General features: G+C 67.9%; 25 protein-coding genes. 8 read left to right on the top strand and 17 right to left on the bottom strand.

What is annotated here, in order from left to right:
- Window positions 1–7: 7 nt before the first annotated feature.
- The 4 genes from ACOYW6_RS00825 to ACOYW6_RS00810 form a co-directional block, all read right to left on the bottom strand.
- A complete protein-coding gene (locus ACOYW6_RS00825; protein ID WP_423141944.1) occupies window positions 8–1,246 on the bottom strand; it encodes a serine hydrolase domain-containing protein in 1,239 nt (412 codons plus the stop codon).
- On the bottom strand, window positions 1,243–2,472 hold the full coding sequence (locus tag ACOYW6_RS00820; protein ID WP_423141943.1) for a TetR/AcrR family transcriptional regulator: 1,230 nt from the start codon (window positions 2,470–2,472) through the stop codon (window positions 1,243–1,245). Before ACOYW6_RS00820 ends, ACOYW6_RS00825 begins: the two co-directional genes overlap by 4 nt.
- Window positions 2,465–4,192: a class I adenylate-forming enzyme family protein gene (locus tag ACOYW6_RS00815; RefSeq protein ID WP_423143140.1), complete on the bottom strand. Its 1,728-nt coding sequence runs from the start codon at window positions 4,190–4,192 to the stop codon at window positions 2,465–2,467. The genes ACOYW6_RS00820 and ACOYW6_RS00815 overlap by 8 nt, the downstream gene beginning before the upstream one ends.
- Before the next feature lie 176 nt (window positions 4,193–4,368).
- Complete coding sequence (locus ACOYW6_RS00810; protein ID WP_423141942.1) at window positions 4,369–5,646, bottom strand: aspartate kinase; 1,278 nt, start codon at window positions 5,644–5,646, stop codon at window positions 4,369–4,371.
- 77 nt (window positions 5,647–5,723) lie between these two features.
- On the opposite strand from ACOYW6_RS00810, the gene ubiG reads away from it, so the two are divergent.
- Complete coding sequence (gene ubiG / locus ACOYW6_RS00805) at window positions 5,724–6,452, top strand: bifunctional 2-polyprenyl-6-hydroxyphenol methylase/3-demethylubiquinol 3-O-methyltransferase UbiG (RefSeq protein ID WP_423141941.1); 729 nt, start codon at window positions 5,724–5,726, stop codon at window positions 6,450–6,452.
- A 4-nt stretch (window positions 6,453–6,456) separates the two neighbouring features.
- Here ubiG and ACOYW6_RS00800 read toward each other — a convergent pair whose 3' ends face one another.
- Genes ACOYW6_RS00800 through ACOYW6_RS00785 form a run of 4 tightly spaced genes read right to left on the bottom strand, consistent with a single transcriptional unit; the run spans window position 6,457 to window position 8,199 of the window.
- Window positions 6,457–6,987, bottom strand: a complete 531-nt coding sequence (locus ACOYW6_RS00800; RefSeq protein WP_423141940.1) for an AAA family ATPase — start codon at window positions 6,985–6,987, stop codon at window positions 6,457–6,459.
- The gene (gene pnuC / locus ACOYW6_RS00795; protein ID WP_423141939.1) at window positions 6,981–7,550 is read right to left on the bottom strand and encodes a nicotinamide riboside transporter PnuC; all 570 of its coding nucleotides are present in this window, start codon (window positions 7,548–7,550) and stop codon (window positions 6,981–6,983) included. Before pnuC ends, ACOYW6_RS00800 begins: the two co-directional genes overlap by 7 nt.
- Complete coding sequence (locus tag ACOYW6_RS00790) at window positions 7,547–7,894, bottom strand: arsenate reductase (protein ID WP_423141938.1); 348 nt, start codon at window positions 7,892–7,894, stop codon at window positions 7,547–7,549. The genes pnuC and ACOYW6_RS00790 overlap by 4 nt, the downstream gene beginning before the upstream one ends.
- Window positions 7,891–8,199 (bottom strand): antibiotic biosynthesis monooxygenase family protein, encoded by a 309-nt coding sequence (locus ACOYW6_RS00785; RefSeq protein WP_423141937.1) that lies wholly within the window; start codon window positions 8,197–8,199, stop codon window positions 7,891–7,893. The genes ACOYW6_RS00790 and ACOYW6_RS00785 overlap by 4 nt, the downstream gene beginning before the upstream one ends.
- A gap of 88 nt (window positions 8,200–8,287) precedes the next feature.
- Between ACOYW6_RS00785 and ACOYW6_RS00780 the strand changes: the two genes are divergently transcribed.
- Both ACOYW6_RS00780 and aroC read left to right on the top strand, forming a co-directional pair.
- On the top strand, window positions 8,288–9,370 hold the full coding sequence (locus tag ACOYW6_RS00780) for an acyltransferase family protein (protein ID WP_423141936.1): 1,083 nt from the start codon (window positions 8,288–8,290) through the stop codon (window positions 9,368–9,370).
- A gap of 49 nt (window positions 9,371–9,419) precedes the next feature.
- Window positions 9,420–10,487, top strand: coding sequence for a chorismate synthase (gene aroC, locus ACOYW6_RS00775; RefSeq protein ID WP_423141935.1), 1,068 nt, complete (start codon window positions 9,420–9,422; stop codon window positions 10,485–10,487).
- Between the two features lie 13 nt (window positions 10,488–10,500).
- Here the strand turns inward: aroC and ACOYW6_RS00770 are convergent, their stop codons facing one another.
- The 3 genes from ACOYW6_RS00770 to ACOYW6_RS00760 are packed head-to-tail and all read right to left on the bottom strand — an operon-like array spanning window position 10,501 to window position 12,903.
- The gene (locus ACOYW6_RS00770; RefSeq protein WP_423141934.1) at window positions 10,501–11,067 is read right to left on the bottom strand and encodes a Smr/MutS family protein; all 567 of its coding nucleotides are present in this window, start codon (window positions 11,065–11,067) and stop codon (window positions 10,501–10,503) included.
- Complete coding sequence (locus ACOYW6_RS00765) at window positions 11,064–12,278, bottom strand: murein transglycosylase A (RefSeq protein ID WP_423141933.1); 1,215 nt, start codon at window positions 12,276–12,278, stop codon at window positions 11,064–11,066. The genes ACOYW6_RS00770 and ACOYW6_RS00765 overlap by 4 nt, the downstream gene beginning before the upstream one ends.
- A gap of 4 nt (window positions 12,279–12,282) precedes the next feature.
- The gene (locus ACOYW6_RS00760; RefSeq protein WP_423143139.1) at window positions 12,283–12,903 is read right to left on the bottom strand and encodes a Tim44/TimA family putative adaptor protein; all 621 of its coding nucleotides are present in this window, start codon (window positions 12,901–12,903) and stop codon (window positions 12,283–12,285) included.
- Between the two features lie 237 nt (window positions 12,904–13,140).
- Between ACOYW6_RS00760 and secB the strand changes: the two genes are divergently transcribed.
- The 4 genes from secB (at window position 13,141) to ACOYW6_RS00740 (ending at window position 17,138) form a co-directional block, all read left to right on the top strand.
- Complete coding sequence (secB, locus tag ACOYW6_RS00755) at window positions 13,141–13,659, top strand: protein-export chaperone SecB (RefSeq protein ID WP_423141932.1); 519 nt, start codon at window positions 13,141–13,143, stop codon at window positions 13,657–13,659.
- Between the two features lie 33 nt (window positions 13,660–13,692).
- The gene (gene murJ / locus ACOYW6_RS00750) at window positions 13,693–15,261 is read left to right on the top strand and encodes a murein biosynthesis integral membrane protein MurJ (protein WP_423141931.1); all 1,569 of its coding nucleotides are present in this window, start codon (window positions 13,693–13,695) and stop codon (window positions 15,259–15,261) included.
- Between the two features lie 17 nt (window positions 15,262–15,278).
- On the top strand, window positions 15,279–16,298 hold the full coding sequence (gene trpS / locus ACOYW6_RS00745) for a tryptophan--tRNA ligase (protein ID WP_423141930.1): 1,020 nt from the start codon (window positions 15,279–15,281) through the stop codon (window positions 16,296–16,298).
- A gap of 135 nt (window positions 16,299–16,433) precedes the next feature.
- Window positions 16,434–17,138, top strand: coding sequence for a DUF4136 domain-containing protein (locus tag ACOYW6_RS00740; protein WP_423141929.1), 705 nt, complete (start codon window positions 16,434–16,436; stop codon window positions 17,136–17,138).
- A gap of 119 nt (window positions 17,139–17,257) precedes the next feature.
- On the opposite strand, the gene dut is transcribed toward ACOYW6_RS00740, so the two are convergent.
- The 3 genes from dut to ACOYW6_RS00725 form a co-directional block, all read right to left on the bottom strand.
- Window positions 17,258–17,752, bottom strand: coding sequence for a dUTP diphosphatase (gene dut, locus ACOYW6_RS00735; protein ID WP_423141928.1), 495 nt, complete (start codon window positions 17,750–17,752; stop codon window positions 17,258–17,260).
- Window positions 17,736–19,268, bottom strand: coding sequence for a bifunctional phosphopantothenoylcysteine decarboxylase/phosphopantothenate synthase (locus ACOYW6_RS00730; RefSeq protein WP_423141927.1), 1,533 nt, complete (start codon window positions 19,266–19,268; stop codon window positions 17,736–17,738). Before ACOYW6_RS00730 ends, dut begins: the two co-directional genes overlap by 17 nt.
- A gap of 85 nt (window positions 19,269–19,353) precedes the next feature.
- Complete coding sequence (locus tag ACOYW6_RS00725; protein WP_423141926.1) at window positions 19,354–20,475, bottom strand: hypothetical protein; 1,122 nt, start codon at window positions 20,473–20,475, stop codon at window positions 19,354–19,356.
- Window positions 20,476–20,585: 110 nt separating this feature from the next.
- Between ACOYW6_RS00725 and ftsH the strand changes: the two genes are divergently transcribed.
- Window positions 20,586–22,514 carry an ATP-dependent zinc metalloprotease FtsH gene (gene ftsH, locus ACOYW6_RS00720; protein ID WP_423141925.1) on the top strand — a complete coding sequence of 643 codons (1,929 nt, stop codon included), beginning with the start codon at window positions 20,586–20,588 and terminating at the stop codon, window positions 22,512–22,514.
- 26 nt (window positions 22,515–22,540) lie between these two features.
- Here ftsH and ACOYW6_RS00715 read toward each other — a convergent pair whose 3' ends face one another.
- The 3 genes from ACOYW6_RS00715 to rpoZ form a co-directional block, all read right to left on the bottom strand.
- Window positions 22,541–23,377 carry a glycosyltransferase gene (locus ACOYW6_RS00715; RefSeq protein WP_423141924.1) on the bottom strand — a complete coding sequence of 279 codons (837 nt, stop codon included), beginning with the start codon at window positions 23,375–23,377 and terminating at the stop codon, window positions 22,541–22,543.
- A gap of 58 nt (window positions 23,378–23,435) precedes the next feature.
- Window positions 23,436–24,485, bottom strand: a complete 1,050-nt coding sequence (locus tag ACOYW6_RS00710) for a DUF3667 domain-containing protein (RefSeq protein ID WP_423141923.1) — start codon at window positions 24,483–24,485, stop codon at window positions 23,436–23,438.
- Window positions 24,486–24,632: 147 nt separating this feature from the next.
- A complete protein-coding gene (gene rpoZ / locus ACOYW6_RS00705; RefSeq protein ID WP_423141922.1) occupies window positions 24,633–24,977 on the bottom strand; it encodes a DNA-directed RNA polymerase subunit omega in 345 nt (114 codons plus the stop codon).
- Window positions 24,978–25,080 lie beyond the last annotated feature (103 nt).

Here is a 25,080-nt window from a genome sequence, read left to right as displayed (position 1 = left end):
AATGTCCTCAGGCGTAGCTCTCTTCGAGCGCGGAATAGATCAGGGTCTTGAGCTGGCGCCGGACCGGATAGGAGGACGAGGGCGAAAGCTGCGTCATGAAGACCATGTGCAGCTTTTCGACCGGGTCGATGAAGAACGCGGTCGAGAACATGCCACCCCAATAGAATTCGCCCACGCTGCCCGGCAGCAGCGCGCGGGCCGGGTTCATCGTGACCGCGAATCCCAGCCCGAAACCGACCCCGGCATTGGCCGATTCGCTGAACAGCGATTTCGACGTGGTCGACAAATCAGCCCCGCCAGGCAGCTGGTTGCAGGTCATCAGGTCAAGCGTCTTGGGCGAAACGATCCGAACCCCGTCGGCCGCGCCGCCGCCCACCAGCATCCGGCAGAACCGGTGATAGTCAGCCACGGTGGACACCAGACCGCCGCCGCCGTTGTCGAACGTGGCCGGCTGGGCCAGCTTGCTGCTGGCAGCCCTGTCGATCACCTTGGGCGCGCCGCCGGGCACGTAGGCCCAGCAATCGGCCAGGCGGTCACGGTCGCGCTCGGGCATGGTGAAACCGGTATCGGCCATCCCAAGCGGGCTGAAGATCCGTTCGGCGAAGACATCGCCCAGGCTCTTGCCTTCAAGCCGCGCGATGACGACACCAAGCACGTCGGTGGCGACCGAGTAGTTCCAGCTGGTGCCGGGCGCGAACTCCAGCGGCAGCTTCGCCAGTTCGGCGATGAAATGATCGTTACCGGGGATATCGCGCGCGCCGTCGACCAGCACGTCGCGCAGCGCCGCATCGATCGACGTGCGGTTCTGGAAGCCGTAAGTGAAGCCCGCCATGTGGCTGAGCAGGTCGGCCATCCGCATCGGCGCTGACGGCTGCGTCGGCGGCAGGAACGGCATCGAGCCGCCCCCGCCGGCATAGACGCCCAGGTTAGCGAATTCTGGAATGACGCGCGAAACCGGATCGTCGAGCGCGACCCTGCCTTCTTCCACCAGTTGCATGAACGCGATCGATGTGACCGGCTTGGTCATGCTGGCAATGCGCACGATGGCGTCCTCGCGCACCGGGGTACCGTCGGCGCGCATGACGCCAAGGTCGGCGCGGTAGACCGCCTCGCCCCCGCGTGCGACCAGGATCTGCGCGAACGGCAACTTGCCCGGACCGACGTAAGCCTGCTCCAGGAACGGAGCGATACGGGCCAGCCGCGACGGGGAAAGGCCATGCAGGGCCGGGTCGACGAGATCGGTCATGAAGTCGGATTGCCTTTCGTTGCGGGCGCCAGCAAGCCCCTCGCGAGCGCCGCCGCGTAATCGGCGACGACCGCCTCGTGTGTCATATCCTGCGCCCACCGGCGTAGCTCCGCAGCCGAATTGACCGCCGCCATGATGACCTGGCTGGCAACCAGCGGATCGATCGCGGCGATTGATCCGTCAGTGATCCCGTCGATCATCATGCCGGCATAGCGCCGCGCACTGAGGTTGGAGCGATCGATCACCTGCAGCCGCACGTCCTGCGGCAGCGCGTGAAGCGCGGTCGTCCGCAGCAGCGGGAAATCGGAATAGAGCTGCAGATCGACCAGCGCGGTCAGGGCCAGCCCAAGCCGCTCGCCGAACGTTCCCGGTACCGCCAGAGCGGCCGCCTGGACCGCCGCGATCCGGCTGTGGCTGCGTTCGAAGCAGGCCAGCACCAAGTCACCCTTGCCGGCCAGGTGGTGGTAGAAGCTGCCCTTGGTGACATTGCGATGGGCCGCGATCGCGTCCACCGACGCACCCTTGTAGCCGCGCTGGTTGATCAGCAGCGTTGCCGAGCGGATGAACTCGTCCGCCATCGTCGCCTCGGCCGACGCCTCGATGGCGCCCAGTGCCGACACCGACGGGCCGGCCCAGGGCGCCGCGCCGCGCGCGCTGATGCCGTCGCAGAGCACCTCGATAAAGCGCGCCTCGAGGCGGGGGAAATCGGCCTGTTCGTAGCGGGGCGTCCAGGCCGGCAGCCAGTGCAGCGTTTCGAGCAGGATGTGCGCCCGCATCGCCGCGATCGTGTCGGGCAGTTCAAGGAAGTCCGCCACGGCCATGACGATTTCGCTGTAGCGGCGCGCCAGCTCGATGCGCAGCGACTGGTCTAGCGCGCGAATGTCCGACAGGTAAGCGGCCGGGCGCTCCTCGCCGCTGGAAATCCGCCCGAGGTGGCCAAACGCCAGGGTCGCCAGCCGCGCCACGCGCAGGCGCGGCGTCGGCTCGAGCGCCGCTTCCGCGGCATCTTCGGCCAGGCGGTCCAGCGCCAGCGCCAGCGCGGCCGAGGCAAGCTGCTCCTTGCGCGGAAAGTAATACGTCACGCTGGTCGTGTTGAGACCGACCTGGCGGGCGACGTCGGCCAGGGTCATGCCCTTGACCCCGCGCAAGTTGATCTGCGCGGCGGCAGCCTCCAGAATCTCGGCGCGCTTGCGCGCGAACTTGTCGGACGCGGCGCGCTCAGACACTTGCGAACAGGTCCTTGAGGTCGCGCTTGAGGATCTTGCCGTTGGCATTGCGCGGCAGTGGATGATCCATGAACACGATCCGCACCGGCACCTTGAAGGCGGCCAGCCGCTGGCCCACCCAGGCCTGCAAGGCCTTCTCGCTGGCGCTTTCCCCGGCCGATAGCTGGACGACGGCCACCGGTTCCTCGCCCAGGATGCGGTGCGGAATGCCGATGACCGCCGCGTCGGTCACCGCCGGGTGGTCATACAGCGCGTTCTCGACCTCGGACGAATAGATGTTCTCGCCGCCGCGAATGACGATATCCTTGGCGCGGTCGACGAGGAACAGGAAGCCCTCCTCGTCGAGCCGGGCGAGGTCGCCGGTGCGGACCCAGCCGTCCACGAATGTCTCGGCGGTGGCCTCGGGCTTGTTCCAGTAGCCGGCCACGATCATCGGCCCGCGCGCCCACAATTCGCCCACCTCGCCGGTTGCCAGCACGGTCTCCCCGTCCTCGCCGCGAATCTCGAGGTCGGCCACCGGCACCGGCGGGCCGGCACTTTCGGGGCGATTGAGGTAATCCTCAGCCGTGTGTGCGGTGACCGTCGCGGTGGTCTCGGTCATGCCCCAGCCGTTGCCCGGCAGCGCCCCGAACTCGGCGTGGATGCGCCGGACCAGATCGGGCGCGGACGGCGCGCCGCCATAGGAAACCACTTCCAGGCTGGAGAGGTCGTATTGCGAACGGTCTGGATGTTCGAGCAGCTGCCAGGCGATCGTCGGCACGCCGCCCGTGAGGTTGACGCGCTCGCGCTCGATCAGCGCCAGCGCCTCGCCAGCGTCCCAGCGGCGCATGAAGACCAGCGTGTGTCCGGCCGCCACCACGCCCATCAACGAGGCGGAGCAGGCGGTGACATGGAATAGCGGGATTACCATCAAGCCGACCTTGCGCGCAGGCGCGGCGGGCGCCTCGCCCCGGCGCAGCGCCCCGCGAGCGGCGCCGTAAGCGGTCGACAGAATGTTGGTGACCAGGTTGCGATGCGTGCCGAGCGCGCCCTTGGGATGGCCCGTGGTGCCGCTGGTGTAGAAGATCGTCGCCGGATCGTCGGGCGCCAGGTCCACGGCGGGCAGGTCGGCGGCGGGCAGCAGTGGCCAGTTGGCCGGCCCGCCGATAATGTCCTCAAGCCGTACCGCTTCGTCGAGCGCGCCCTGCGCGCGGGCGACCAGCACGTGTTCGAGCGTCGGCAGGGCGCCGCGATGCGGAGCGATGCGGGCGTACCGTTCAGCGTCGCAGACCAGTACTTTCGCGCCCGAATCGGCGAGCCCGTATTCCAGCTCGCCGCCGGTCCACCAGGCGTTGAGCGGAACGCAGATCGCCCCCAACGCCGTCACTGCGAAGAACACGGCCGGCCATTCGGGCAAGTTGCGCATCGCCAGTGCCACCCGGTCGCCCTTGGTCACCCCGCGTGCGGCGAGGTGCGAAGCCAGCGCGGCAACCGCCTTGTACCACGCCGCGAACGTCACACGCTCATCCTCGTGGACAACGAACAGCGCCTCGCCGTGGGAACCACCCAGCCGGGCCAGGGCCGCCAGGTTCGGCAGCGCGTGGGCCCAGACGCGCGTCGGCACGCCGCGAACCACCGCCATGCCCATCTCGAACGGCATGCCCGGCGCGCACAGCGCCTCCTGCGCCGCACCAAGCGACATCGCCGGCCAACCAGCAGGCACCACGAAGTCCGAAGCCATTGCCACGCGCACTCTCCCGGCCCTCGCGCGGTCTTGTGCCGGGCGCGGGCAGCGGCGTCCGATCAGGATACCGCGCGTTCGAATAAATCAGGCGCGGCGCGCGGCGTCAACGCGCAAAAAAAAGCGGGCGGGTTCGAAACCGACCCCTCCCGCGCCGTCATGCAAGGACAGCCCCGTCAGGCGGCGTCGGCCTGGTCGAGGCCGTAGGCGGTATGGAGAACGCGCACCGCCAGTTCGGTTTCGTCCTCGTCGATCAGGACAGAGACCTTGATCTCGCTGGTGGAGATCGCCTGGATGTTGATGCCGCGATCGGCCAGTGCCTTGAACATCGTGGCGGCAACGCCTGCGTGGCTCTTCATGCCAACACCCACGACGCTAATCTTGGCGACCTTCGCATCGGTGATGACGCGGTTGTAGCCGATCGCGCTCTTTTGCGCCTCGAGCAGCGTCTGCGCACGCAGAAGATCGGCGGCAGGCACGGTAAAGGTCACGTCGGTCTCGCCCTTGTCGCGGCCCACGTTCTGGATGATCATGTCGACGTTGATGCCGGCGTTGGCCAGCGGGCCGAAGATGTGCGCCACCGCGCCGGGCTGGTCGGGTACCCGGGTGAGGATGATCTTGGCCTCGTTCTTGTCTGCGGCGATGCCGGTCACAAGCTGGCGTTCCATGTCGTGGGTCTCCATCATCCGGTCCATTTCGTCTTCGGAAACGATCATCGTTCCGGGGATTTCGTCGGCGGGAGTGGCATCGTCGTCGATGAAACTCGACAGTACCTGCACGCGCACGCCTTCCTTCATCGCCAGGCTGACCGACCGGGTCTGCAGCACCTTGGACCCGACCGAGGCCAGTTCGAGCATTTCCTCGTACGTCACGTACTTGAGCTTGCGCGCCTTGGCGACGATGCGGGGATCGGTGGTGTAGACGCCGTCGACGTCGGTATAGATGTCGCAGCGATCGGCCTGCAGCGCCGCGGCGACCGCCACGGCCGAGGTATCGGACCCGCCCCGGCCCAGCGTGGTAATGCGCAGATCGTTGCCCACGCCCTGGAAGCCGGGAATGACCGCGATCTCTCCCCCGGCCATGGCCTGGGGCATCGCTTCGCCGTCGATGTCGAGTATGCGGGCCTTCGCGTGGGCATCGTCGGTGTGGATCGGAAGCTGCCAGCCCAGCCATGACCGCGCCTTGCAGCCAAGCGCCTGCAGTGTCAGCGCGAGCAGCCCGGCGGTGACCTGTTCGCCGCTGGCAACGACGACGTCGTATTCGGCCGGATCGTAAAGCGGATTGGCCTCGCGGCAGAAATTGACGAGCCGGTCGGTTTCGCCAGCCATCGCCGAGACGACGACCGCAACCTGGTGTCCGGCCGCCTGCTGGCGTCGCACGATCTGGGCGACGCGGCGGATTCGCTCGGACCCGGCCATCGAGGTGCCGCCGAATTTCATCACGATGCGGCCCACTCGGCGGCTCCCTCAGCGTAACAATCTTGCGCAAGACCGGCATGGCCCCGCAACGGCGCGGCTGTTACGAAGGGGGCATGGCCATTGCAACCCCTACCATCCGCCCGGGTGAAGCCGCCCACTTCGGAAAGCTGGCTGCCGAGTGGTGGGATCCGGACGGATCGTCGGCGATGCTGCACAAGCTCAATCCGGTACGACTGGGCGCGCTGCGGCAGGCGATCGACGCGCATTGGTCCGCCGCCGCGCAAACCACGAGGCCGCTAGCAGGCAAGCGCGCGCTCGACGTCGGGTGCGGCGCGGGCCTTGCCTGCGAACCGCTGGCGCGTCTCGGTGCCGCCGTCACCGGCGTCGATGCGGCGACCGAAAACATCGCCGCCGGCCGCGAACACGCTGCGGCGATGGGGCTACACGTCAGCTATTTCGCGGGCGAGCTTGCGGACTTGCCCGCCGGCACGTTCGACCTCGTTACCGCGTTCGAAGTGATCGAGCATGTCGCCGACAAACCGGCCTTCGTCGCCGAGCTATCTGCGCGGCTGGCTCCGGGCGGGCTGCTGGTGCTGTCGACACCCAATCGCACCGCCGCATCGCGGCTGCTGATGGTGGAAGGCGCCGAGCGCATCGGCCTGATCCCGCGCGGCACGCATCACTGGGACGATTTCATCACTCCGGACGAACTGACCGCCTTGCTGGCTTCGGCGGGACTGACGGCCGGCGCGCTGCAGGGCATTGCCTGGTCACCCGGCAGGGGCCTTCACCTCTCTGCCGACACCGGCCTCAATTACATCATGTCGGCCCACCGTTCCTGAAAGGCTAGCGCGTCAGCTCCGCCGTCTCGGCCAGCAGTCGCTGGACGAGCGCGCGCGTGCTGGCGCGGCGCTCGTCCCAGTCGCCAGTGACGCGGGTGTAGGGGACGCCGGCGCGATCGAGCATCGCCTCTGAAAAATCGGCGAAGCGCTTGCGTTCGCCCGGGGTACCGAAAAAGCGCGTGCCGTCGGCAACCCACGGCATGTCGGGGGCGAACAGCACGTAGTGATCGGCCTTGGGATAAGTCGTCACTTCATCCGGGACCGCGCCGAACAGCATCCGGGCCCAGGCCGCGGTCATAAGCGGGTCGGTATCGAGGATCAGCAAATCCGGGCCGGTTGCAGCCGCCGCCCGCCGCGCGGCATCCTGACCTTCGGCGATCGCCAGCAGGTCGGCGAGGGTGAAGTCGGTGCCGCGCGTTTCGGCAAAGGTGCGGCCGTATTCGGGCACCCACGGGCAGCCGAACTCTCTCGCCAGCCCTTCGGCAAAGGTGGTCTTGCCGGTGCTTTCCGCGCCGTGGAAACAGATCGTCAGCATTGCGCCCCCTTCGCGGCGCGGGCCCATTCCCTCAGGCCCAACACCGACATGATCCCGAAAACGACATAGAGCGCCGCCAGCAGGACCAGGCCCCGATAAAGATAAAGTCCTACTGAAACTACGTCGATCGCCACCCACAGGACCCAGTTTTCCACGCGCCGGATCGTCAGCAGCAGCTGTGCTGCGATGCTGGCCCCGGTCACCGCCGAATCGGCGAATGGCAATGCGGCATTGGTGAATCGATGCAGCAGCCAGCCCAGCGTCACGCTGAGCGCGGCTGTGATCGCGGCCCACAGCGCGCGGGCACCGCCGGTCATCCAGCCAACCGGGACGGTGTGGTCGTCTTCCCCGCTGGCGCGCAGCCAGGCCACCCAGCCGACCGCGTTGACCACGAAAAAGAACGCCTGCAGTCCCGTTTCCGCGTAAAGCCGCGCTTCGAACAGCGTGACGCCGATCAGCGTTACCATCGCCATCGCCACCGGGAAGTTCCACACCGAGCGGCGCACCAGCAGAATGATGTTGACCAGGCCGAGCAGCGACCCGGCAATCTCGGTCCAGTTCATCGCAGCGCCGCGCCCCAGGCCGCGGCGTCGAAGCCGACGAGCAGGCCGCCGGGATGCTCGACCACCGGGCGCCGTATCGCCGAGGGATGGGCCGCCATGAGCGTGATCGCGCGCGTTTCGTTCAGCCCCTCGCGCTCAGACTCGGGCAGCTTGCGAAAGGTCGTCCCGGCGCGGTTGAGGAGCGGCTCCCAGCCCGCCACGCGCGCCCAATCGCGCAGTTTGTCCGCATCGGCTCCGGCCTTCTTGTAATCGTGGAAGGTGTAGGAGATGCCGCTCAGGTCGAGCCAGGCGCGTGCCTTTTTGACCGTGTCGCAGTTGGGAATGCCGTATACCGTTACGGTCATGCGTTACTCTCGAAGCGGTGGATGCGCGGATCGGCACAGACGAACAGCGTGTAGTCGGCATAGTACTCGGCCCGGCCCCGTCCCTGCACGCGTGCGTGTTCGGCCTCGCGGCCCCAGGCGCGGGCGGCGCCCTCGTCGCTCCATTCGGATAGCGCGATCACTTCGCCATCGTCGGCAGCATAGGATTTGAACGACACGAACCCGGGCTGCGCGCGCGCCAGCGCCTCCATCGCTGCGGCGTCGGCGGCATAGGCCGCGGCGTCGAGATCGGCGCGTTTACGGTTGCGAAAGACGACGAGGGTCATGACCGACCAGCCCTAGCTACAGTCGCGGCTCCGGGCAATTCGCGCCGCCAAGTGGACCCCGGCAACGCGCCCGTGTATCGGCGAAGATGTGACCAGGCAGCGCCCGAAGCTCGACGTTCTCCAGGCCGGTCGCGGCATCGCGGCGCTGCTGGTCGTCCTGTTCCACGCCAACGTCATCTTCACTGCCGCCAAGTACTGGGGTCACGAGGCCTGGCCCGGATTCCGGATGGGGCACGCGGGGGTCGAATTTTTCTTCGTCCTGTCCGGCTTCATCATCACGCATATCCACCTTGGCGAAGTCGGGAAGCCCAGCGCCCTGCCCCGGTTTGCGCTGAAGCGTCTGGTCCGCATCTATCCAGCCTATTGGGCGGCGCTGGCGCTCGTGATCGCGACGCTGTTCGCCTCGCCGGCTGCCGATGCCGGCGCAAGCCGGGCACCGATGGCCTTGCTGCAGTCTGCGCTGCTGGTCCCGACTGCGGAGTCCCCCCACCTCAAGGTGGCGTGGACGCTTCGCCACGAGCTGCTGTTCTACCTGTTGTTCGCCGCCTTGCTGGCGAATCGCCGGCTGGGGCTGGCGGTGCTGGGACTGTGGTTCGCCGGGTGCGCGGTGTGGTCGGTCGTCGGCGCCGATACCTTTCCGGGCTCGTTTTACCTGGCGACGTTCAACCTCCTGTTCCCGATGGGCATGGCCTGTGCGTGGACGTTGCAGCATCGCTCAGTCCCGGCGCCGGCGGTTGTCGCCCTTGGCGGCATCGGCATTTTCGCCGCCGCCGGTATGGCCGACGTTGTCGGCGGTCCGGGCCGTTTGCTGACCATCGTTTACGGGATCGGCAGCGCGCTCGCCATTCTCGGCCTGGTCGAGCTCGAGCGCAGCCGCGACCTGCGCGTACCGCGCCCGCTCACCGTCCTGGGCGACGCTTCGTACTCCGTATACCTGATCCATTATCTGGCACTCTCGGTCACCGCCAAGGCATTAAGCGCCGCAGGCCTGATCACGCGATTGCCCCCGGTCCTGGCCTTCGTCTTGCTGGTGGCGGCAGGCGTTTCCACGGGGCTGGTCTTCCGGCTCCTGGTCGAAAAGCCCGCGGTCGACTGGCTTGCGCGCGTGCTGATACCTTCAAGACGCGCGTCCGAACCTGGACCGGAACTGCAAGCGGCCAGGCCAGGCTGACCCTGCCCGCGCTGGACATTGCCGGCAATTCGCGCAATTCGGCCATCCCATGTCGATGAACAGCTTCGGCCGCCTGTTGCGGATGACGACTTGGGGTGAGAGCCACGGACCGGCCCTGGGCGCGGTACTCGACGGCTGCCCGCCTGGGCTTGAGCTGTCCGAGGGCAACATCCAGCCGTTCCTCGACGCAAGGCGTCCCGGCCAGTCCAAATACACGACCCAGCGCCAGGAACCTGACGCCGTTCGCATCCTGTCGGGCGTGTTCGAAGGCCGTACCACCGGCACGCCGATCGCGCTGACGATCGAAAACGTCGACCAGCGCTCGAAGGACTATTCCGACGTCGCCAAGGCATACCGGCCGGGCCATGCGGACTACGCCTACGACGCCAAGTACGGCTTTCGTGACTATCGCGGCGGCGGGCGCAGCAGCGCGCGCGAAACCGCCGCCCGTGTCGCCGCCGGCGCGGTGGCGCGGCTGATCATTCCCGAAATTGCGATCACCGCCTGGGTGGCGGAAATCGGCGGCGACACCGTCGATCCCGCCAACTTCGACAGCGACGAAATCGGGCGCAATCCGTTCTTTTGCCCCGATGCCGATGCGGCCGCGCGCTGGGCGAATCTGGTCGACGACGCACGCCTGGCCGGTTCGTCGCTCGGCGCGGTGGTCGAATGTGCCGCCACCGGCGTTCCGGCCGGCTGGGGCGCGCCGATCTATGCCAAGCTTGATGCCGACCTGGCCGCCGGGTGCATGGGCATCAACGCGGTCAAGGGCGTGGAAATCGGTGACGGCTTCGCCGCCGCCCGGCTGACCGGAGAAGGCAACGCCGACCCGATGCGGCCTGGCGCCGATGGCCCGCAATTCCTCGCCAACCATGCCGGCGGGATCGCCGGCGGCATCTCGACCGGCCAGCCGCTGCGCCTGCGGGTGGCCTTCAAGCCGACCTCTTCGATCCTGACGCCGGTCGAGACGATCGGCCGCGACGGTGCCGCGACCGACATTCGCACGAAGGGCCGCCACGATCCTTGCGTCGGCATTCGCGGCGTTCCGGTAGTGGAAGCCATGGTTGCGCTGGTGCTGGCGGATCACAAGCTGCTCCACCGCGGGCAATGCGGCTGACCTTCACGAGCAGCTAGGCGCGCACCCTGCGCAGCACCACATAAAGCGCACCCGCCCCGCCATGACGGCGATGGGCCGGGCGAACCGCGGCGATCCTGCCGGAATGGGATCCCGCCGCGAGCCAATCCAGCATCTTGGCGCGGATCGCGCCGCGCGCATCGCCGCGATCGGCGGCATCGACCGGACGCGGGCGTCCGGCGATCACCAAGACCAGGCGCGCCTGCTGCGAAAGCGCCAGCGCCAGCCCATGTTCGAGCCGCGCATGCGCGGCCGCCAGCCCGAGCCCATGCAGGTCAAGCGTAAAATCGGGTTCGACCCGCGCGTGCGCAAGCTTGCGCTCCCACGCGGAATCGAGGCCGCTCGGCTGGGACAGCGTCGGCGTTGCCACCGGTTTTGGCGGGGGTGCCAGCGGCGCCGGGATGCGCCCCTTGGCCTGCCTTGGCATCGATGGCGGCGGTGCGGAAACCGACCCGACCGGCTTGGGGACGGCGGGGCGCCGCTCGATCGGGGTTACAGTGCGGGCCACCTGCGCCCACAGCGCGGCCTCCTCGCCGCTCAGCCCGCGCGGGCCGCGCGTCATTGTCCGGTCAGGCGGGCAAGCGTTCCCAGTGGCAGCAGCAGCACCGCGGTACCCCGCGCGCTCATCCCGCCGGCGGTCTGGCGAGCCTGCGCGCCGGCGCCCCAGAACGTGTCGAAACGATTGGCGCCCTTGATCGCGCCGCCAGTGTCCTGTGCAATCCACAGGCCGCTGGCCTCGGGCCGGTCCATGGTCAGGAACACTGGCGTGCCCAGCGGCGTATAGGCCGGATCGGCCGCCACGCTGCTGCCGCCGCGGACCGGCACGCCCAGCGCGCCGAGCGGTCCGTCCCCGGTCAGTTCCTTGAAGAAAATCCAGCTCTTGTTCTGGCGCATCAGCGCGTCGCCTTCGGCCGGATGCTCGCGGATGTACTGGAGGATGCCCTGCATCGAGCCGGCGTATTGCCCCGGCCCGGTGCCGATCAGGCCCCGGTCGCGCATGATCCCGCCGATGCCGGCATACTCGCGTCCGTTCTGCCCCGCATAGCCGATCCGCATGACGGTGCCGTCGGGCGCCACCAAACGACCGGATCCCTGAACCTGCAGAAAGAAGAACTCGGCCGGGTCGGCCGCCCAGGCAAGCTCAAGGCCCTGGCCCGCCAGAGCACCGTCCTCGATCTCGGCGCGTTCGTAATAGGGCACGAACTTGCCGCTGGGGTCATAGCGGCCAAGCGGCGGGCGGCCGGTCCGCTCCGCCACGGGCATGTCGTCGGGCCAGCCGCGCACCAGGTCGGGCGGAAGGCGATAGACGGGCACGTCAAAGCCCGGCTGGCGCACCCGCACGCCGGCAATCTCCGGCTCGTAATATCCGGTCGCAAATGCGGTTCCGGCGCCGACGCGCACGGGTTCGAGGCGCGTGGCGAAGAACTGCGCCGCTTGTCCGGCGGGCCAGGTCGTCGCCTCGGCGCAAGGCTGCTGCCAGTCGGTCCCCCGCGTCAGGCCTGAGATATCGCTGCGCCGCAGCAGGGCCGGGCACGATTCGCGAAACGAGGCCAACGCCGCGGCAGCATCGGCTTCGCTCACCGCGGGCAGAATCCCGCGTGCAACGCCGACTTGCGCCGCAGTGGCAGGGGGCGGCGGAGCCTGAACGGGGGGCTGGGTCGGAACAGGCGTGGGCGGCGGCGCCGATCCGGGCGGTATCACGCGTCCGCAAGCGGCCAGCAGCGCCATCGCCGCAAGCGCCGCGAGCCGCAGCGATGCCCTCCCCCCGGTCATCCGGTCAGGCCTCGTCGGTCTCGTCGAGCAGCCAGTCAGGGTCGGCCGAACGGACGTTGCGGCTGAAGGTCCAGAGATCGCGAACCTCGACCGCGTCGTCGAGCGAGCCGGCGATAACCTGCCCCTCGGCGTTGCGGGTCACGGCGGCGATGTCAGACACGAACGAAACAGCGATGCGGGCCGTGTCGCCCTCCAGCGATGCCGCAGCGACGGTCACGTCCTCGATCCGAACCAGTCGGTTTTCCAACGTTTCGCCGGCGGCCACGCGAGCGTCGATGGCGGCGCCGAACCCGGCCACCACATCGGCATCGCACATCTGCGTCAACTCGTCCTTGTCGCCCTTCCAGAACGCTTCAAGGATCATGCGGTAGGCGCCCTTGGCACCGTCGACGAAGGCGGTCAGGTCGAATCGGCGATCGGCGGCGGCAATCTCGCGCAGGCCGCGCTCGATCGCGGGTGTCACGCCGGGGAGCATAGGCCGCACCTCGGCAGCCGGGCGCACCGCGGTGCGCGCCGGGAGGGGAAGTGACTTCGGCTCGATGCGGCCCGGTACGGGTTCTTCCTCATGTTCGGCACGGCGGCCCAGCACCGAGTACAGTCGCAGGCCCAGAAAGGCGGCGATCATGGCGAGAATGACGATTTCCACGGCGGTCAAGGTGCTTTCTTCGGGCTTTCTGTGCGGGCGGCGATCTGGCTTATCCTCCAGATAAGAGGGCAAGACAAATGAACAACGCTTTTACCGGCCGAAGGCTGCATTTTTTGCGGGGCGCCGTTGGGGCAGGCCGCGGCGCGGTTGCCGCATGGCCGGACGGGTGCTAGGCGCGCCGCCAATTCTCGCCTTTTCAGACCGAAAGACAAGACCATGGCTGACGACGTTCTTACCCCGATCGATCTCGACAGCGCCCCCAATGGCGCCGACAACGAGCCGAGCGCCACCATCCTGACGCAGTACGTCAAGGACCTGTCGGTCGAGAACCCCAACGCCCCGGAATGCTTCCAGTGGCAGGACGCCCCCCAGATCGACGTGCAGTTCAACATCGGCGCGCGCGCCATCAGCGACGAGATTTCCGAGATCGAGCTCAAGATCTCGCTGTCGTCGAAAGCGCCGCAAGGTACCGCTTTCCTGATCGACCTGGCTTATTGCGGCCTGGTCGGCATGCGCAACGTCGAAGAGGCGCAGGCCCACGCCTTTACGTATGCCGAAGCGCCGCGCATCCTGTTCCCGTTCGCTCGCCGCGTCATCGCCGACGCCGTGCGCGATGCGGGCTTTCCGCCGCTCATGCTCGAGCCGATCGACTTCCAGGGCATCTACCTGCAGCAGTTGCAGGCGCGCGATGCCAAGGGCGAAGGCGACGTCGGCACGCCGGTCGGCAACGCCTGACCGCCCGCGCCGAGCGCGGCGGGTAGTCGGGCCGTGAACCTCCTCAAGGCGACCGGGACGATCGGCGGGCTGACTCTGGCCAGCCGTGTCCTAGGGCTGGTGCGCGATTCGCTGTTTGCGCGTTTCATCGGCGCGAGCTTCGCCTCGGACGCGTTCCTGGTCGCATTCCGGCTGCCCAACATGTTCCGCGCCCTGTTCGCCGAGGGCGCGTTCGCCAGCGCGTTCATTCCGCTGTTCAACAAGCGCGTCGCCGATCCCGACGGCGAGGGGCTGCCCGACGGGCTGGCCTTTGCCGAGCAGGCGCTGGCGGTACTGCTGCCGGTCCTGCTGGCGATGACCGTGCTGCTGGAAGTGTTCGCCTGGCCGGTCACGCTGGCGCTGTCGGGCAAGTTCAACGGCATCAGCCGCGACCAGTTCGCCTTTGCGGTCGAACTGAGCCGCATCCAGATTCCTTACCTGCTGTTCATCAGCCTGGTCTCGCTGCTGGGCGGCATCCTTAATTCGCTGCACCGCTTCTGGGTCAATGCCGCGGCGCCGATCCTGCTCAACCTGACACTGATCGCGGCGCTTCTCGTATTTCATGACAGTGATCCGTTGATTACCGCGCGCAACCAGTCGATCGGGGTCAGCCTGGCCGGGGCGCTGCAGTTGCTGTGGCTTTGGTGGGCATGCCGCAAGGCCGGCGTTTCGCTGAAGCTGCGCCGTCCGCGCCTGTCGCCCGAGATGAAGCACCTGCTCAGCCTGATCTGGCCGGCCGCGGCCGGCGCGGGGGCGGTGCAGATCAATCTCGTCATTTCGACCGCACTGGCCGCCAGCCTGCTGGCGCATGGCAGCGTGACCTACATCTACATGGCGGACCGGCTGAACCAACTGCCGCTCGGCCTGATCGGAATCGGCCTTGGGACGGTCCTGCTCCCGACGATCTCGCGGCAACTGGGCAGCGGCGACGAGCGGGCGGCACTGGATACGCAGAACCGCGGGCTGGAACTGGCGCTGCTACTATCGCTGCCGGCCACCGTAGCGCTGGTGCTGTGCGGCGAGCCGATTGCCGCGGCGCTGTTCGGGTATGGCAAGTTCACCGCGCTGGACACGCACTACACCGCGCAGGCGCTGGCCGCGTTCTCGATCGGGCTGCCGAGCTACATCCTGGTCAAGGTCCTGACCCCCGGCTTCTACGCGCGCCACGATACCAAGACGCCGGTGCGCTTCGCGATGGCATCGATGGCGGTCAACCTGGTGCTGAACCTCGCGCTGATCCGGCCACTGGCGCACATGGGCCCGCCGCTGGCAACCGCGATCGCGTCTACCGTCAACGTCGCGCTACTTTACGCCACTCTGACCCGGCGCGGCCATTTCGCGCCCGACGCACGGCTGCGCCGCCGGGCGCCGCGCCTCTTTGCCGCCGCGCTGGTGATGGGCGCCGTGCTGTGGGCGATGCAGGGGCTGCTGACGCCCTACCTCCACGGATCGTGGTGGATGCGCGGCGCGGCGATGGCAGTGCTGGTCGGCGCCGGGGCGCTCGTCTATGGGCTGGCGACACTGGCGCTGGGCGCCTTCACCCGCGACGACATCAACCTTCTGCGGCGGCGTAAAGCGGCCTGAACCACGAACGGAACTCCATGCGCATCGTTTCCGGCATCCAGCCGACCGGCAATCTTCACCTCGGCAACTACCTGGGCGCGATCCGCAACTGGGTGCGGATGCAGGACGAAGCGGCGGCCAATGGCGGCGAATGCCTGTTTTTCCTCGCCGATCTTCACGCCATCTCGATGCCGCACGTCCCGGCCGACCTTGCCGCCAACACGCGCGAGATGGTCGCGGCGCTGGTCGCTTGCGGCATCGATCCGGCGCAATCGATCCTTTTCAACCAGGCACAAGTGGTTGAACATGCCGAAATGCAGTGGCTGCTGAGCGGCACCGCCCGGATGGGCTGGCTGAGCCGGATGACGCAGTGGAAGGACAAGGCCGGCAAGAACCGGGAAGGCGCTTCGGTCGCCCTGTTCACCTATCCGGTCCTGCAGGCCGCTGACGTTCTGCTGTACCAGGCCACGCACGTTCCCGTGGGCGACGATCAGAAGCAGCACCTGGAGCTGGCACGCGACATCGCGCAGAAGTTCAATAACGACTTCGGCGCCGAAGACGCGCCGATCTTCACGCTGCCGGCGCCGATCATACCGCCCGAGGCAGCCCGCATCATGAGCCTGCGCGACGGGTCCGCCAAGATGAGCAAATCGGACCCAAGCGACATGAGCCGCATCAACCTGACCGATGATGCCGACACGATCATGCAGAAGGTCCGGAAGGCGAAGACCGATCCGGAACCCTTGCCGTCCGAGGCGGCGGGCCTGGAGGGCCGCGCCGAGGCCGCCAACCTTGTGGGCGTTTACGCGGCGCTGGCGGGTACCGGCGTCGCGGATGTCCTGGCGCAGTTTGGCGGCCAGGGTTTCGGCCATTTCAAGCCCGCGCTGGGCGAGCTGCTGGTGGAGCGACTGGCGCCGATCAATGCCCGGTTTGCCGAGCTTCGGCAGGACCGCGCCGCACTCGATGCCATCCTGGCCGAAGGTGCGCGGCGCGCCCGGGCGCTGGCGCGACCGACGCTGGAGGCAACCTACACCGCGCTCGGCTTCGTCAGGGGCTGAAAAAATCCTGCCCTTTCGGGGGTTTGCCGTTCAACCGCGATTAAGCCGTGGTGACGTATCGGGCTACCCATGTTAACAGACTCGCGCCCATAACGGGGGGTCAACGAGGCTGTGCCTGATTCGGAGACTTTCGACATGAGCGCTTTCAAAAACCGGGTGCGGGGCTTCGTCAAGCTGGCCGCCGTGCCGTTGCTGGTCGCCAGCCTCGCGGCCTGCACGCAAAGCTTCAACGCCAACGTGTCGCGCTTCGCGACGCAGCTGCCGGCGCCGCAGGGCCAGACCTTCGCGGTCGTCGCGGAAGATCCCAAGCTGGCCGGCGGGCTGGAATTCTCGCAGTACGCCAGCCTGGTGTCTGCACAGATGGCGCGCCTGGGCTACACCCCCGCCTCCTCGCCCGATAACGCGACGCTGCTGGTCAAGTTCGACTACGGCGTCGACAAGGGGCGTGAGCGCGTTCGCTCCAGCGGGATTACCGATCCGTTCTACTCGCCGTGGTACGGCTACGGCGGCTACGGCTTCCGCCGCTCGTACTGGGGCCGCCCGATCGGTTACGGCGGGTTCGGACGCGGCGGTTTCGGCCGCGGCTGGGGTTATGGCTGGTACGATCCGTTCTTCGACAACGGCTATGACAGCTACACCGTCTATACCAGCGGCATCGACCTCAAGATCGACCGCCGCGCCGACGGCCAGCGCCTGTTCGAGGGCAAGGCGGAGGCCGCCTCGCTGTCGAACCGCCTGCAGTACCTGGTCCCGAACCTGGTCCAGGCGATGTTCACCGATTTCCCCGGCCACAACGGCGAAACGGTGCGCATCTCGGTGGCGCCCGAAAAGACGCGCTGATCGTCACGCATCCGAAAACGAAGGGGCGGGTCCGCAAGGGCCCGCCTTTTTCTTTTGCCCTCAGGCCAAGCAGAGCGTCGAAGGGCGCCCATTCGCGCGTGGATCATCGTCCTGCCGGTTCAGGAAGCGGACGTGGACGGCACCTGTTCGTCGAACGCGATGACGCCGCCGGTCGAGCCGAAGCCGCCCTCGCCGCGCAGCGTCTCGTCCAGTTCCTCGACCTTGAGCCAGGCCGCGCGGGTCACCGGGGCCAGCACGAGCTGCGCGATGCGGTCGCCGCGGCGGACTTCGAAGGGCGCCTCGCCGTGGTTGATGAGGATGACCTTCAGTTCGCCGCGATAATCGGAATCGATCGTACCGGGGGTGTTGGGCACGGTGATGCCGTGCTTGAGCGCGAGGCCCGAGCGCGGGCGGACCTGGATTTCGTAGCCGGGCGGGATCGCCACCGCCAGACCGGTCGCGACCGCGTGGCGGCCGAGCGGGGGCAGGATCACGTCCTCGGCTGCGAGCACGTCCATCCCGGCGGCGCCGTCGGTGGCGTAGGCGGGAAGTTCGAGACCTTCGAAATGCGGCAGCCGCTTGACCATCACCGGAACTTCAGCGGGCGAGTGCATCCGCGATCCTTTCGATCAGCGCGGCGGCAACCTCGTCCTTGGGCATTTCGGGCAGGCTCTCGACCCCGTCGGCGGTGACGATGTGGACCGCGTTGGATGCGCCGCCCATCACGTCGCCCGACACGTCATTGGCGACGATCCAGTCGGCACCCTTGCGCGTGCGCTTTTCGCGTGCGTGGGCCACCACGTCTTCGGTTTCAGCCGCGAAACCGACCAGCAGGCCGGGCTTCTTGGTCGAGCCGGCAACGGTGGCAAGGATATCGGGATTCTCGGTCAGGCGCAGCGCCGGCGGGGCGGTGCCGCGCTTCTTGACCTTGTGGTCGAACTGCTCGGTCGTCCGCCAGTCGGCCACGGCGGCAACCATGATGGCAACGTCGGCGGGGAGCGCCTTCTTCACCGCGTCGGCCATCTGGCGCGCGGTCTCGACATCGATGCGCTTGACCCCCGGCGGAGTTGAGAGCTGCACGGGTCCGGCGACCAGCGTGACCTTGGCGCCGGCGCGCGCCGCTGCCGCCGCGATGGCGAAGCCCTGCTTGCCGCTGGAGCGATTGGCGATGTAGCGCACCGGGTCGATCGGCTCATGCGTGGGGCCGGCGGTCACGAGGACATGGCGGCCCGCCAGCGGCCCGGTGCCGTCCGGCTCTGGCAGCGCGGGCGCAGCATTGAAAGGTTCGGGCGGTCCGTTCTGGGCGACGACGTGATTGATCGCGTCGGGATCGGTCGGCGGTGCGGCGCGGCCTTTGCCCTTTGTCGCCAGCAACGGCCCGCCGATATCCGGGGCGAAGACGATCTCCTCCTCGGGCGCGGCGAGCGCGAGCGCATCGTCGAATTCATCGTAGGGCGGCTCTTCGTGTCGCACGGTGGAGCGTGCGATGAAGTCGCCCGTGATCGCGGGATGGTCGACCTCGCCATCGTCGTGCTCGATAATGCTGCCGCCGAAATCCCACTGCGCGCCGCCTTCCAGCAAGGGCACGTCGAGGGAGAGGATTTGCGCGATCGCGTTGAACACCGCCGGCGGCTCTGGCAGGCGGCCGGCGCCGTATTCGCCGCAGGCCATCGGCCCCTCGTCGGGATCGAGCACCATCACCCCGCGGTCTATCAAGGTCGTGACGTTGGCCTGGGTGGCGGCGTGTTCCCACATCCTGACGTTCATCGCCGGCACGGCCAGCACCGGCTTGTCGGTGGCGAGCAACAGCGTGGTGGCCAGGTCGTCGGCAATGCCTTGCGCCATCTTGGCCATCAGGTCTGCGCTGGCGGGGCAGACCACCACCAGGTCGGCGGCGCGGGACAGCTGGATATGCCCCATCTCTACTTCGTCGGTGAGATCCCACAGGGTGGTGTGGACGGGATTTTCACTCAACGCCGCCAGCGTCATCGGGGTGACGAACTGCGCCCCGCCCTTGGTCAGCACGCAGGTGACGTCGCCGCCCGCCTTGCGGATCAGGCGGACGAGTTCGCACGCCTTGTAGGCGGCAATGCCGCCACCGACGATCAAGAGTATGCGCGGCCCCTTCATGGCCACCCGCTTGTGCAACGCCGTCCCCCCATGCGCAACAGGCTTGGCTCGCCGACGAGCGTGCGCCTTTTACGTCAATTTTGGCTTAACGCGGCCCGCTTGTGTGCCGCGCCGCGGTGGCGAGGGCCGTGATGCCGGCGGGGGCGAAGGCCAGTCCGGCCAGGACCGTAGGGCTGACCATGAAGCCCCAGTAGTAATTGTCGCCCCGCCCCGCCGCCATGAAAGCAGCTCCGTAACCCAGTTGCATCAGCGCCCCGAAGCGCCCCGCGGCGCTGTCCCATGCGCACCAGCCGAACACGGCCAGGACCAGCATGGGTCCGGCCAGCCAGTGCGGCAACAGCCGCAGGTTCGAGGACAGGACAACGTTACCGAGCCAGCCCCCCAGCCCGCGCAGCGCCAGCCACGACGGCCCCATCGGATCGCCCGGGCGGACCTGCTGGGCTACGAAGTGAAGGTGAACGGACAGCGCGGCGAAAAACACCGCGGCCAGCGCGGCCCATGCCGCCGCTTCGCGCCAGTCGCGCCGCCAGCCGGCCATGGCCGCCATCAGCAGCACGAAGGGGAGGCTGTGCTCACGGATCGCCAGCGCCAGCGCGGCGACAGCCAGCGCGGGCACCCAGCGTCCCGGACGGTGCAGCGCGAATGCCAGCGACAGCAGCATCCCGGCCCACAATTCGTGCAGGACGAAGAAGTAGCGCGTCAGCCCTAGCGACAGCCCGGCGAACAGGAACGCCATCGCCGCCAGCCTGGCCGGCCCGCGCAGGCCCTCCGCGCTCAAGCGCCGCCACCATGCGATCAGGTTGGCGGCCAGCAGCAGCACCGCCGCACCGACCTGGCCGGCCGAGCCGGCAGCCATGTCAAACCACGCCAGCGTCGGCAGCCGCACCGCAACGCCGGGACGCAGCGGATAATGCGCGGCACGGTGCTCGGCCGCGGCGGCGGCGTAGTAGTTCTCGCCCCGCCCGATCCGCGTGATCACCCGGTCGTACAGTGCCAGGTCGTCGTCGCGCTGGCGGATGACCTTTTCGCCGCGGACCATTTCGGCCACGCCGGTGACGCGCTGCTTCTGCGGACCGGCGCGCAGGGGCACCAGCGCGGCGGCGATCAGCAGCGCCAGCAGCACCGCGATCGCGAGCCGCGCCGGACCGCTGCGCCAGCCGGCGAACCGCACGGCGATCACGCCCTGATTACTGCCTGCGTCCCCCATCGCGGCGGACTGTGCCGCCGGCGCGCCGCACGTGCAAGGCCGCGCCTTTCGTTCGCTTGTTATTCACCCGCCGCCGCCTACATTGGCGCTACGAAAGGATCCCTTCCGCGATGAACGACGACCAGCCGACCGGTAATCCCTGGCTCAAGAGCCTGCTCGTATGGGGCGGGGTGTTCATGGCGCTGTTGCTGGTGGTGTCGCTGTTCGGCGCCCGCGCCGACATGGGCACCGCGCAGATGGGCTATTCCGACTTCCGCGGCCGCGTTGCCGACGGGTCCGTCGAATCGGTCCAGGTCGGCGAGGACCGGATCGTCGGCAAGCTCAAGAGCGGCGAGACCTTCAGCACCGTGCCGATCCCCAACGACGCCACCCTGGCGCCGCTGCTGCAGCAGGCCGGGGTCAAGTATTCGGGCAAGGCGGCCGAGCAGCCCAACATGCTGATGTACATCCTGCTCAACTCGCTGCCGTTCCTCCTCATCATGGGCGTGGCCTGGCTGGCGATGCGGCAGATGCAGAAGGGCGGCGGATCGGGCGCGATGGGCTTCGGCAAGTCGAAGGCCAAGATGCTGACCGAAAAGCAGGGCCGGGTCACTTTCGCGGACGTCGCCGGCATCGACGAGGCGCGCGAGGAGCTTGAGGAGATCGTCGAGTTCCTGAAGGATCCCAACCGCTTCGCCAAGCTGGGAGGGCAGATTCCCAAGGGCGCGCTGCTGGTTGGCAGCCCGGGTACCGGCAAGACCCTGCTGGCTCGCGCCATCGCCGGTGAGGCGGGCGTACCGTTCTTCACCATTTCGGGCTCGGACTTCGTCGAGATGTTCGTCGGCGTGGGCGCCAGCCGCGTGCGCGACATGTTCGAACAGGCCAAGAAGAACGCGCCGTGCATCGTCTTCATCGACGAGATCGACGCCGTCGGCCGCCATCGCGGCCACGGCCTGGGCAATTCGAACGACGAGCGCGAGCAGACCCTCAACCAGCTGCTGGTCGAGATGGACGGGTTCGAGGCCAACGAAGGCATCATCATCATCGCGGCCACCAACCGCCCCGACGTGCTGGATCCCGCGCTGCTTCGCCCCGGCCGCTTCGACCGCCAGGTCGTCGTCCCCGTGCCCGACATCGAGGGACGCGAGAAGATCCTGGCCGTCCACATGAAGAAGGTGCCGCTGGCGCCCGACGTAAACCCGCGCACGATCGCGCGCGGCACACCCGGTTTTTCGGGCGCGGACCTCGCCAACCTGGTCAACGAGGCGGCACTGCTGGCGGCGCGGCGAAACAAGCGCCTGGTCGCCATGCAGGAGTTCGAGGACGCCAAGGACAAGGTCATGATGGGGGCCGAGCGCCGCTCGATGGTGATGACCGACGACGAGAAGAAGATGACCGCCTACCACGAGGCCGGTCATGCCATCGTCTCGGTCCACGAGCCGGCCTCGGACCCGATCCACAAGGCCACGATCATCCCGCGCGGCGGCGCGCTGGGGATGGTCATGCGCCTGCCCGAGCGGGACAGCTATTCCTACCACCGCGACAAGATGCACGCGAACCTGAGCGTTGCCATGGGCGGCCGGGTCGCCGAAGAAATCATCTTCGGGCACGACAAGGTGTCCTCGGGCGCCAGCTCGGACATCCAGTACGCCACCGGCCTGGCGCGCAACATGGTCACCAAGTGGGGCATGTCGGACAAGCTTGGCCCCTTGCAGTACGAGGACCAGCAGGAAGGCTACCTAGGGATGGGCGGCACCGCGCGGCTGTTTGCCTCGGACGAGACCAACAAGCTGATTGACAGCGAGATCCGCGGCCTGGTCGACGGCGCGCACGCGCGTGCCACCGACATCCTCAAGACCGAGGAGGAGAAGCTCCACCTCCTCGCCCAGGCACTGCTCGAGTACGAGACTCTGACGGGCGAAGAGATCAAGGCGCTGCTCGGCGGCGGCTCGATCGACCGGCCGGATGAGCCGGCAATCCCGCGCCCTGCAGCGGTGCGCGGTTCGGCCATCCCCAAGGCGGGCAAGCGTTTCGGCGGCACGGCGCCGCAAAGCGCCTGAGAAGACCTGACGTTCGGCTCCGGCGTTCAGGGCCGGGCCGGCCGCGCCAGGTGTGCGTGGCGGCGCGGCCGGACCGTGTCGAGAAGCCGTTCCACCGTCAGCAGCGGATGGCGCACGCGGTATAGGGCGCGCTGCAGGCGGGTGATCGCCTGGTCCGACTTGCGCGGCGGGCGTGCAAAGACCCGCTCGAAATTGCGGGCCATGTCGGCCTTGTAAAGCTGTTCGAGCCGGCCCGAGCCGGTGATCGAGGTCGAGTAGATGCGGAACGCCGACCAGATCCCGCGCACCGTCACCACCTCGAACCCGGCCAGCATCAGGTCGAGCAGGATTTCCCCGTCCCATGACGACTTGTTGGCGGCATTGAAGCCGCCGATCCGGCGATAGGCCGCGGCGCGGTAGAAGGTCGATTGCTGGGCGGCGTAGGCGACTTCGCGCGCGTTGGCGCGCGGGCTTTGCTCGCGCGAACGGAACACGCGCGTCGGCCGCCCCTCGCCATCGACAATCAGGCAGTCCGCTGTGATCGCGCCGGCGTCGGGGTGGCGGGCGATCGCGCGCGCCGCCTCGGCAAAGGCGCCGGGCAGCAGGTAGTCGTCGCCGTTGAGGTAATAGAACCAGTCACCGGTGGCGCGGGCAAAACCGCGGTTCAGCCCGTCCGCGGGCCCGTCGTCGGGTTCGCGCAGGACTGTAAAGCGGCCCGGGTATTCCGCCTCAAGCGCCGCGATGACGTCGGCCGTGCCGTCTTTCGAACCGGGATCGACAAGGATGTATTCGAGCTCGAAGCCTTCCTGCGCCAGCACGCTTTCCACTGCCTCGCGCAGGAAAGCCGCCTGGTTGAAGGCATTGGTGACGACGGAGAGTTTCATGGCCGCGTGCGTAACCCGCCGCGCGGTTTAGCGAAAGCGCCGATTGTGCGCTGCGGCATCAGCCCGACAAACCCAGCCCCGCGATCGCGAGCGCGAACAGGGTCAAGGCGAGCGTGCAAATCACGCTGAGCGCGCCGGTCCGCCACAGCGCGCCGACGCGGCCGAGCTGGTAGCCTTCCTTCAGTTCGCGGTAGATATGGAGCGGCGGGATCACGACTGCGGCGAACGCGGTTCCGGGCAGTCCCGCCCAGCCCCACAGGCTGAGCACCACCACCAGCAGCGTCATGAAGCAGAGCGAATAGGTGACGAAAACGGTGTGATCGTAAATGCCGAAGCGGCGGCTGAAGGGAAACAGCAGCCACACGAACGGCACCGACAGCGGGACCAGCAGCCACGAATATTTGTAGGCGCTCGTCTTAAGCTTGTAGATCAGCAGGTCCGGGTTCGACTGCGCCTTGTGGAGCAGTTCATCGAGTGCGGGAATGCTGGAGGTCAGGGTCTGACCGGCCAGTTCGCGCGGCACTTCGCTGACGCCGTCCTTGCGCAGCTTCTCCAGCGTTGCGAGATCGGCGCGGTCCTTGGCGATGCGGGCGTCGAGCTCGGACGTTGGCTGGCCGTCCGCGGCTCGCCGATCACGCTTGGCCTGGGATTGGGCCAGTTCGGTACGCGCCTTGCTCATCGCCATGTCGATGCCGCCTTCAACGTTGAAGCTGCGGTGCGGCATGATCTGCGTGATCACGGCGAACATCAGGAATACGGTGAACAGGAACAGGGCCACCGGGCTGACGTAGCTGGCGCGGCGGCCGTCGACGTATTCGCGCATCAGGCGGCCCGGGTGCCAGGCGAGCATCGGCACGGTGCGCCAGATTTTGCCTTCGAAGTGAAACACGCCGTGGAGAAGGTCATGAAAGAACGCGCCCAGCGTCTTGTGGATATGCGCGTGCTGACCGCAGGCGTAACAGTGCGGGCCGATCAGCCCGGTACTGCAATTGAGACAGGCCGATTCGTGCGTGTGCCCGTCGGCCAACCGCTCGCCGTGGCGGGGCTCGACCGCGCGCGCCGTGAGCACACCCTCGGCCAGATCGCCGATCAATTCAGAGCCCGTCATCGCCACCCCCGCCGTGCACCCCTGCATCGCCGCCGGTCATAAGCGCAAGGGACCTGCTGCGCAAAGCGGCTGGGCCGGTCACAGACAGAAAAAGGGCCGCGCCGGATACCGGCGCGGCCCTTTTTCAGCCAGCGGATCAACCGCGGCTCAGCCTTCGTAGTCGCCGCCGATCGAGGTCGAGCGGACCGGTGCCGCGGCAGTAATGCGCAGCGCCTCGGCCGACTGGCTCAGCGAACCGACCTCGTCGACCTCGTCGTCATCCTCGGGCAGGACGCGCTGCAGCGAGTTGACCAGCGTTTCCTTCAGATTGTCCGGACGCACGGTGGTTTCCGCGATCTCGCGCAGGGCGACCACGGGGTTCTTGTCGCGATCGCGCTCGATCGTCAGCTCCGCGCCGCCGGAAATCTCGCGCGCGCGCTGCGCGGCGAGAAGGACGAGATCGAAACGGTTCGGGATCTTGTCGATGCAATCTTCAACGGTAACGCGCGCCATCGGGCACTCCGGGTGTCAGGATGTTCGGAAAGGCTGCGCGCTAGCCCGGCGAACCCTCGAAAGTCAAGAAAAATGCCCAAACCCCTGCTTTCCTGCCCCGCCG

Origin of the sequence: Parablastomonas sp. CN1-191 (genome assembly GCF_049354825.1) — a bacterium.
Lineage (GTDB): Bacteria > Pseudomonadota > Alphaproteobacteria > Sphingomonadales > Sphingomonadaceae > Novosphingobium.
This window is presented reverse-complemented; position numbering and strand designations above follow the sequence as displayed.

What these genes read in the sequence shown, in the direction of transcription:
- ACOYW6_RS00825 (WP_423141944.1), bottom strand. Translation starts at nt 1,246, where the DNA reads ATGACCGATCTCGTCGACCCGGCCCTGCATGGCCTTTCCCCGTCGCGG.
- ACOYW6_RS00815 (WP_423143140.1), bottom strand. Translation starts at nt 4,192, where the DNA reads ATGGCTTCGGACTTCGTGGTGCCTGCTGGTTGGCCGGCGATGTCGCTT.
- ubiG (WP_423141941.1), top strand. Translation starts at nt 5,724, where the DNA reads ATGGCCATTGCAACCCCTACCATCCGCCCGGGTGAAGCCGCCCACTTC.
- ACOYW6_RS00800 (WP_423141940.1), bottom strand. Translation starts at nt 6,987, where the DNA reads ATGCTGACGATCTGTTTCCACGGCGCGGAAAGCACCGGCAAGACCACC.
- pnuC (WP_423141939.1), bottom strand. Translation starts at nt 7,550, where the DNA reads ATGAACTGGACCGAGATTGCCGGGTCGCTGCTCGGCCTGGTCAACATC.
- ACOYW6_RS00790 (WP_423141938.1), bottom strand. Translation starts at nt 7,894, where the DNA reads ATGACCGTAACGGTATACGGCATTCCCAACTGCGACACGGTCAAAAAG.
- ACOYW6_RS00785 (WP_423141937.1), bottom strand. Translation starts at nt 8,199, where the DNA reads ATGACCCTCGTCGTCTTTCGCAACCGTAAACGCGCCGATCTCGACGCC.
- aroC (WP_423141935.1), top strand. Translation starts at nt 9,420, where the DNA reads ATGTCGATGAACAGCTTCGGCCGCCTGTTGCGGATGACGACTTGGGGT.
- ACOYW6_RS00770 (WP_423141934.1), bottom strand. Translation starts at nt 11,067, where the DNA reads ATGACGCGCGGCCCGCGCGGGCTGAGCGGCGAGGAGGCCGCGCTGTGG.
- ACOYW6_RS00765 (WP_423141933.1), bottom strand. Translation starts at nt 12,278, where the DNA reads ATGACCGGGGGGAGGGCATCGCTGCGGCTCGCGGCGCTTGCGGCGATG.
- ACOYW6_RS00760 (WP_423143139.1), bottom strand. Translation starts at nt 12,903, where the DNA reads ATGATCGCCGCCTTTCTGGGCCTGCGACTGTACTCGGTGCTGGGCCGC.
- secB (WP_423141932.1), top strand. Translation starts at nt 13,141, where the DNA reads ATGGCTGACGACGTTCTTACCCCGATCGATCTCGACAGCGCCCCCAAT.
- trpS (WP_423141930.1), top strand. Translation starts at nt 15,279, where the DNA reads ATGCGCATCGTTTCCGGCATCCAGCCGACCGGCAATCTTCACCTCGGC.
- ACOYW6_RS00740 (WP_423141929.1), top strand. Translation starts at nt 16,434, where the DNA reads ATGAGCGCTTTCAAAAACCGGGTGCGGGGCTTCGTCAAGCTGGCCGCC.
- dut (WP_423141928.1), bottom strand. Translation starts at nt 17,752, where the DNA reads ATGCACTCGCCCGCTGAAGTTCCGGTGATGGTCAAGCGGCTGCCGCAT.
- ACOYW6_RS00730 (WP_423141927.1), bottom strand. Translation starts at nt 19,268, where the DNA reads ATGAAGGGGCCGCGCATACTCTTGATCGTCGGTGGCGGCATTGCCGCC.
- ACOYW6_RS00725 (WP_423141926.1), bottom strand. Translation starts at nt 20,475, where the DNA reads ATGGGGGACGCAGGCAGTAATCAGGGCGTGATCGCCGTGCGGTTCGCC.
- ftsH (WP_423141925.1), top strand. Translation starts at nt 20,586, where the DNA reads ATGAACGACGACCAGCCGACCGGTAATCCCTGGCTCAAGAGCCTGCTC.
- ACOYW6_RS00715 (WP_423141924.1), bottom strand. Translation starts at nt 23,377, where the DNA reads ATGAAACTCTCCGTCGTCACCAATGCCTTCAACCAGGCGGCTTTCCTG.
- ACOYW6_RS00710 (WP_423141923.1), bottom strand. Translation starts at nt 24,485, where the DNA reads ATGACGGGCTCTGAATTGATCGGCGATCTGGCCGAGGGTGTGCTCACG.
- rpoZ (WP_423141922.1), bottom strand. Translation starts at nt 24,977, where the DNA reads ATGGCGCGCGTTACCGTTGAAGATTGCATCGACAAGATCCCGAACCGT.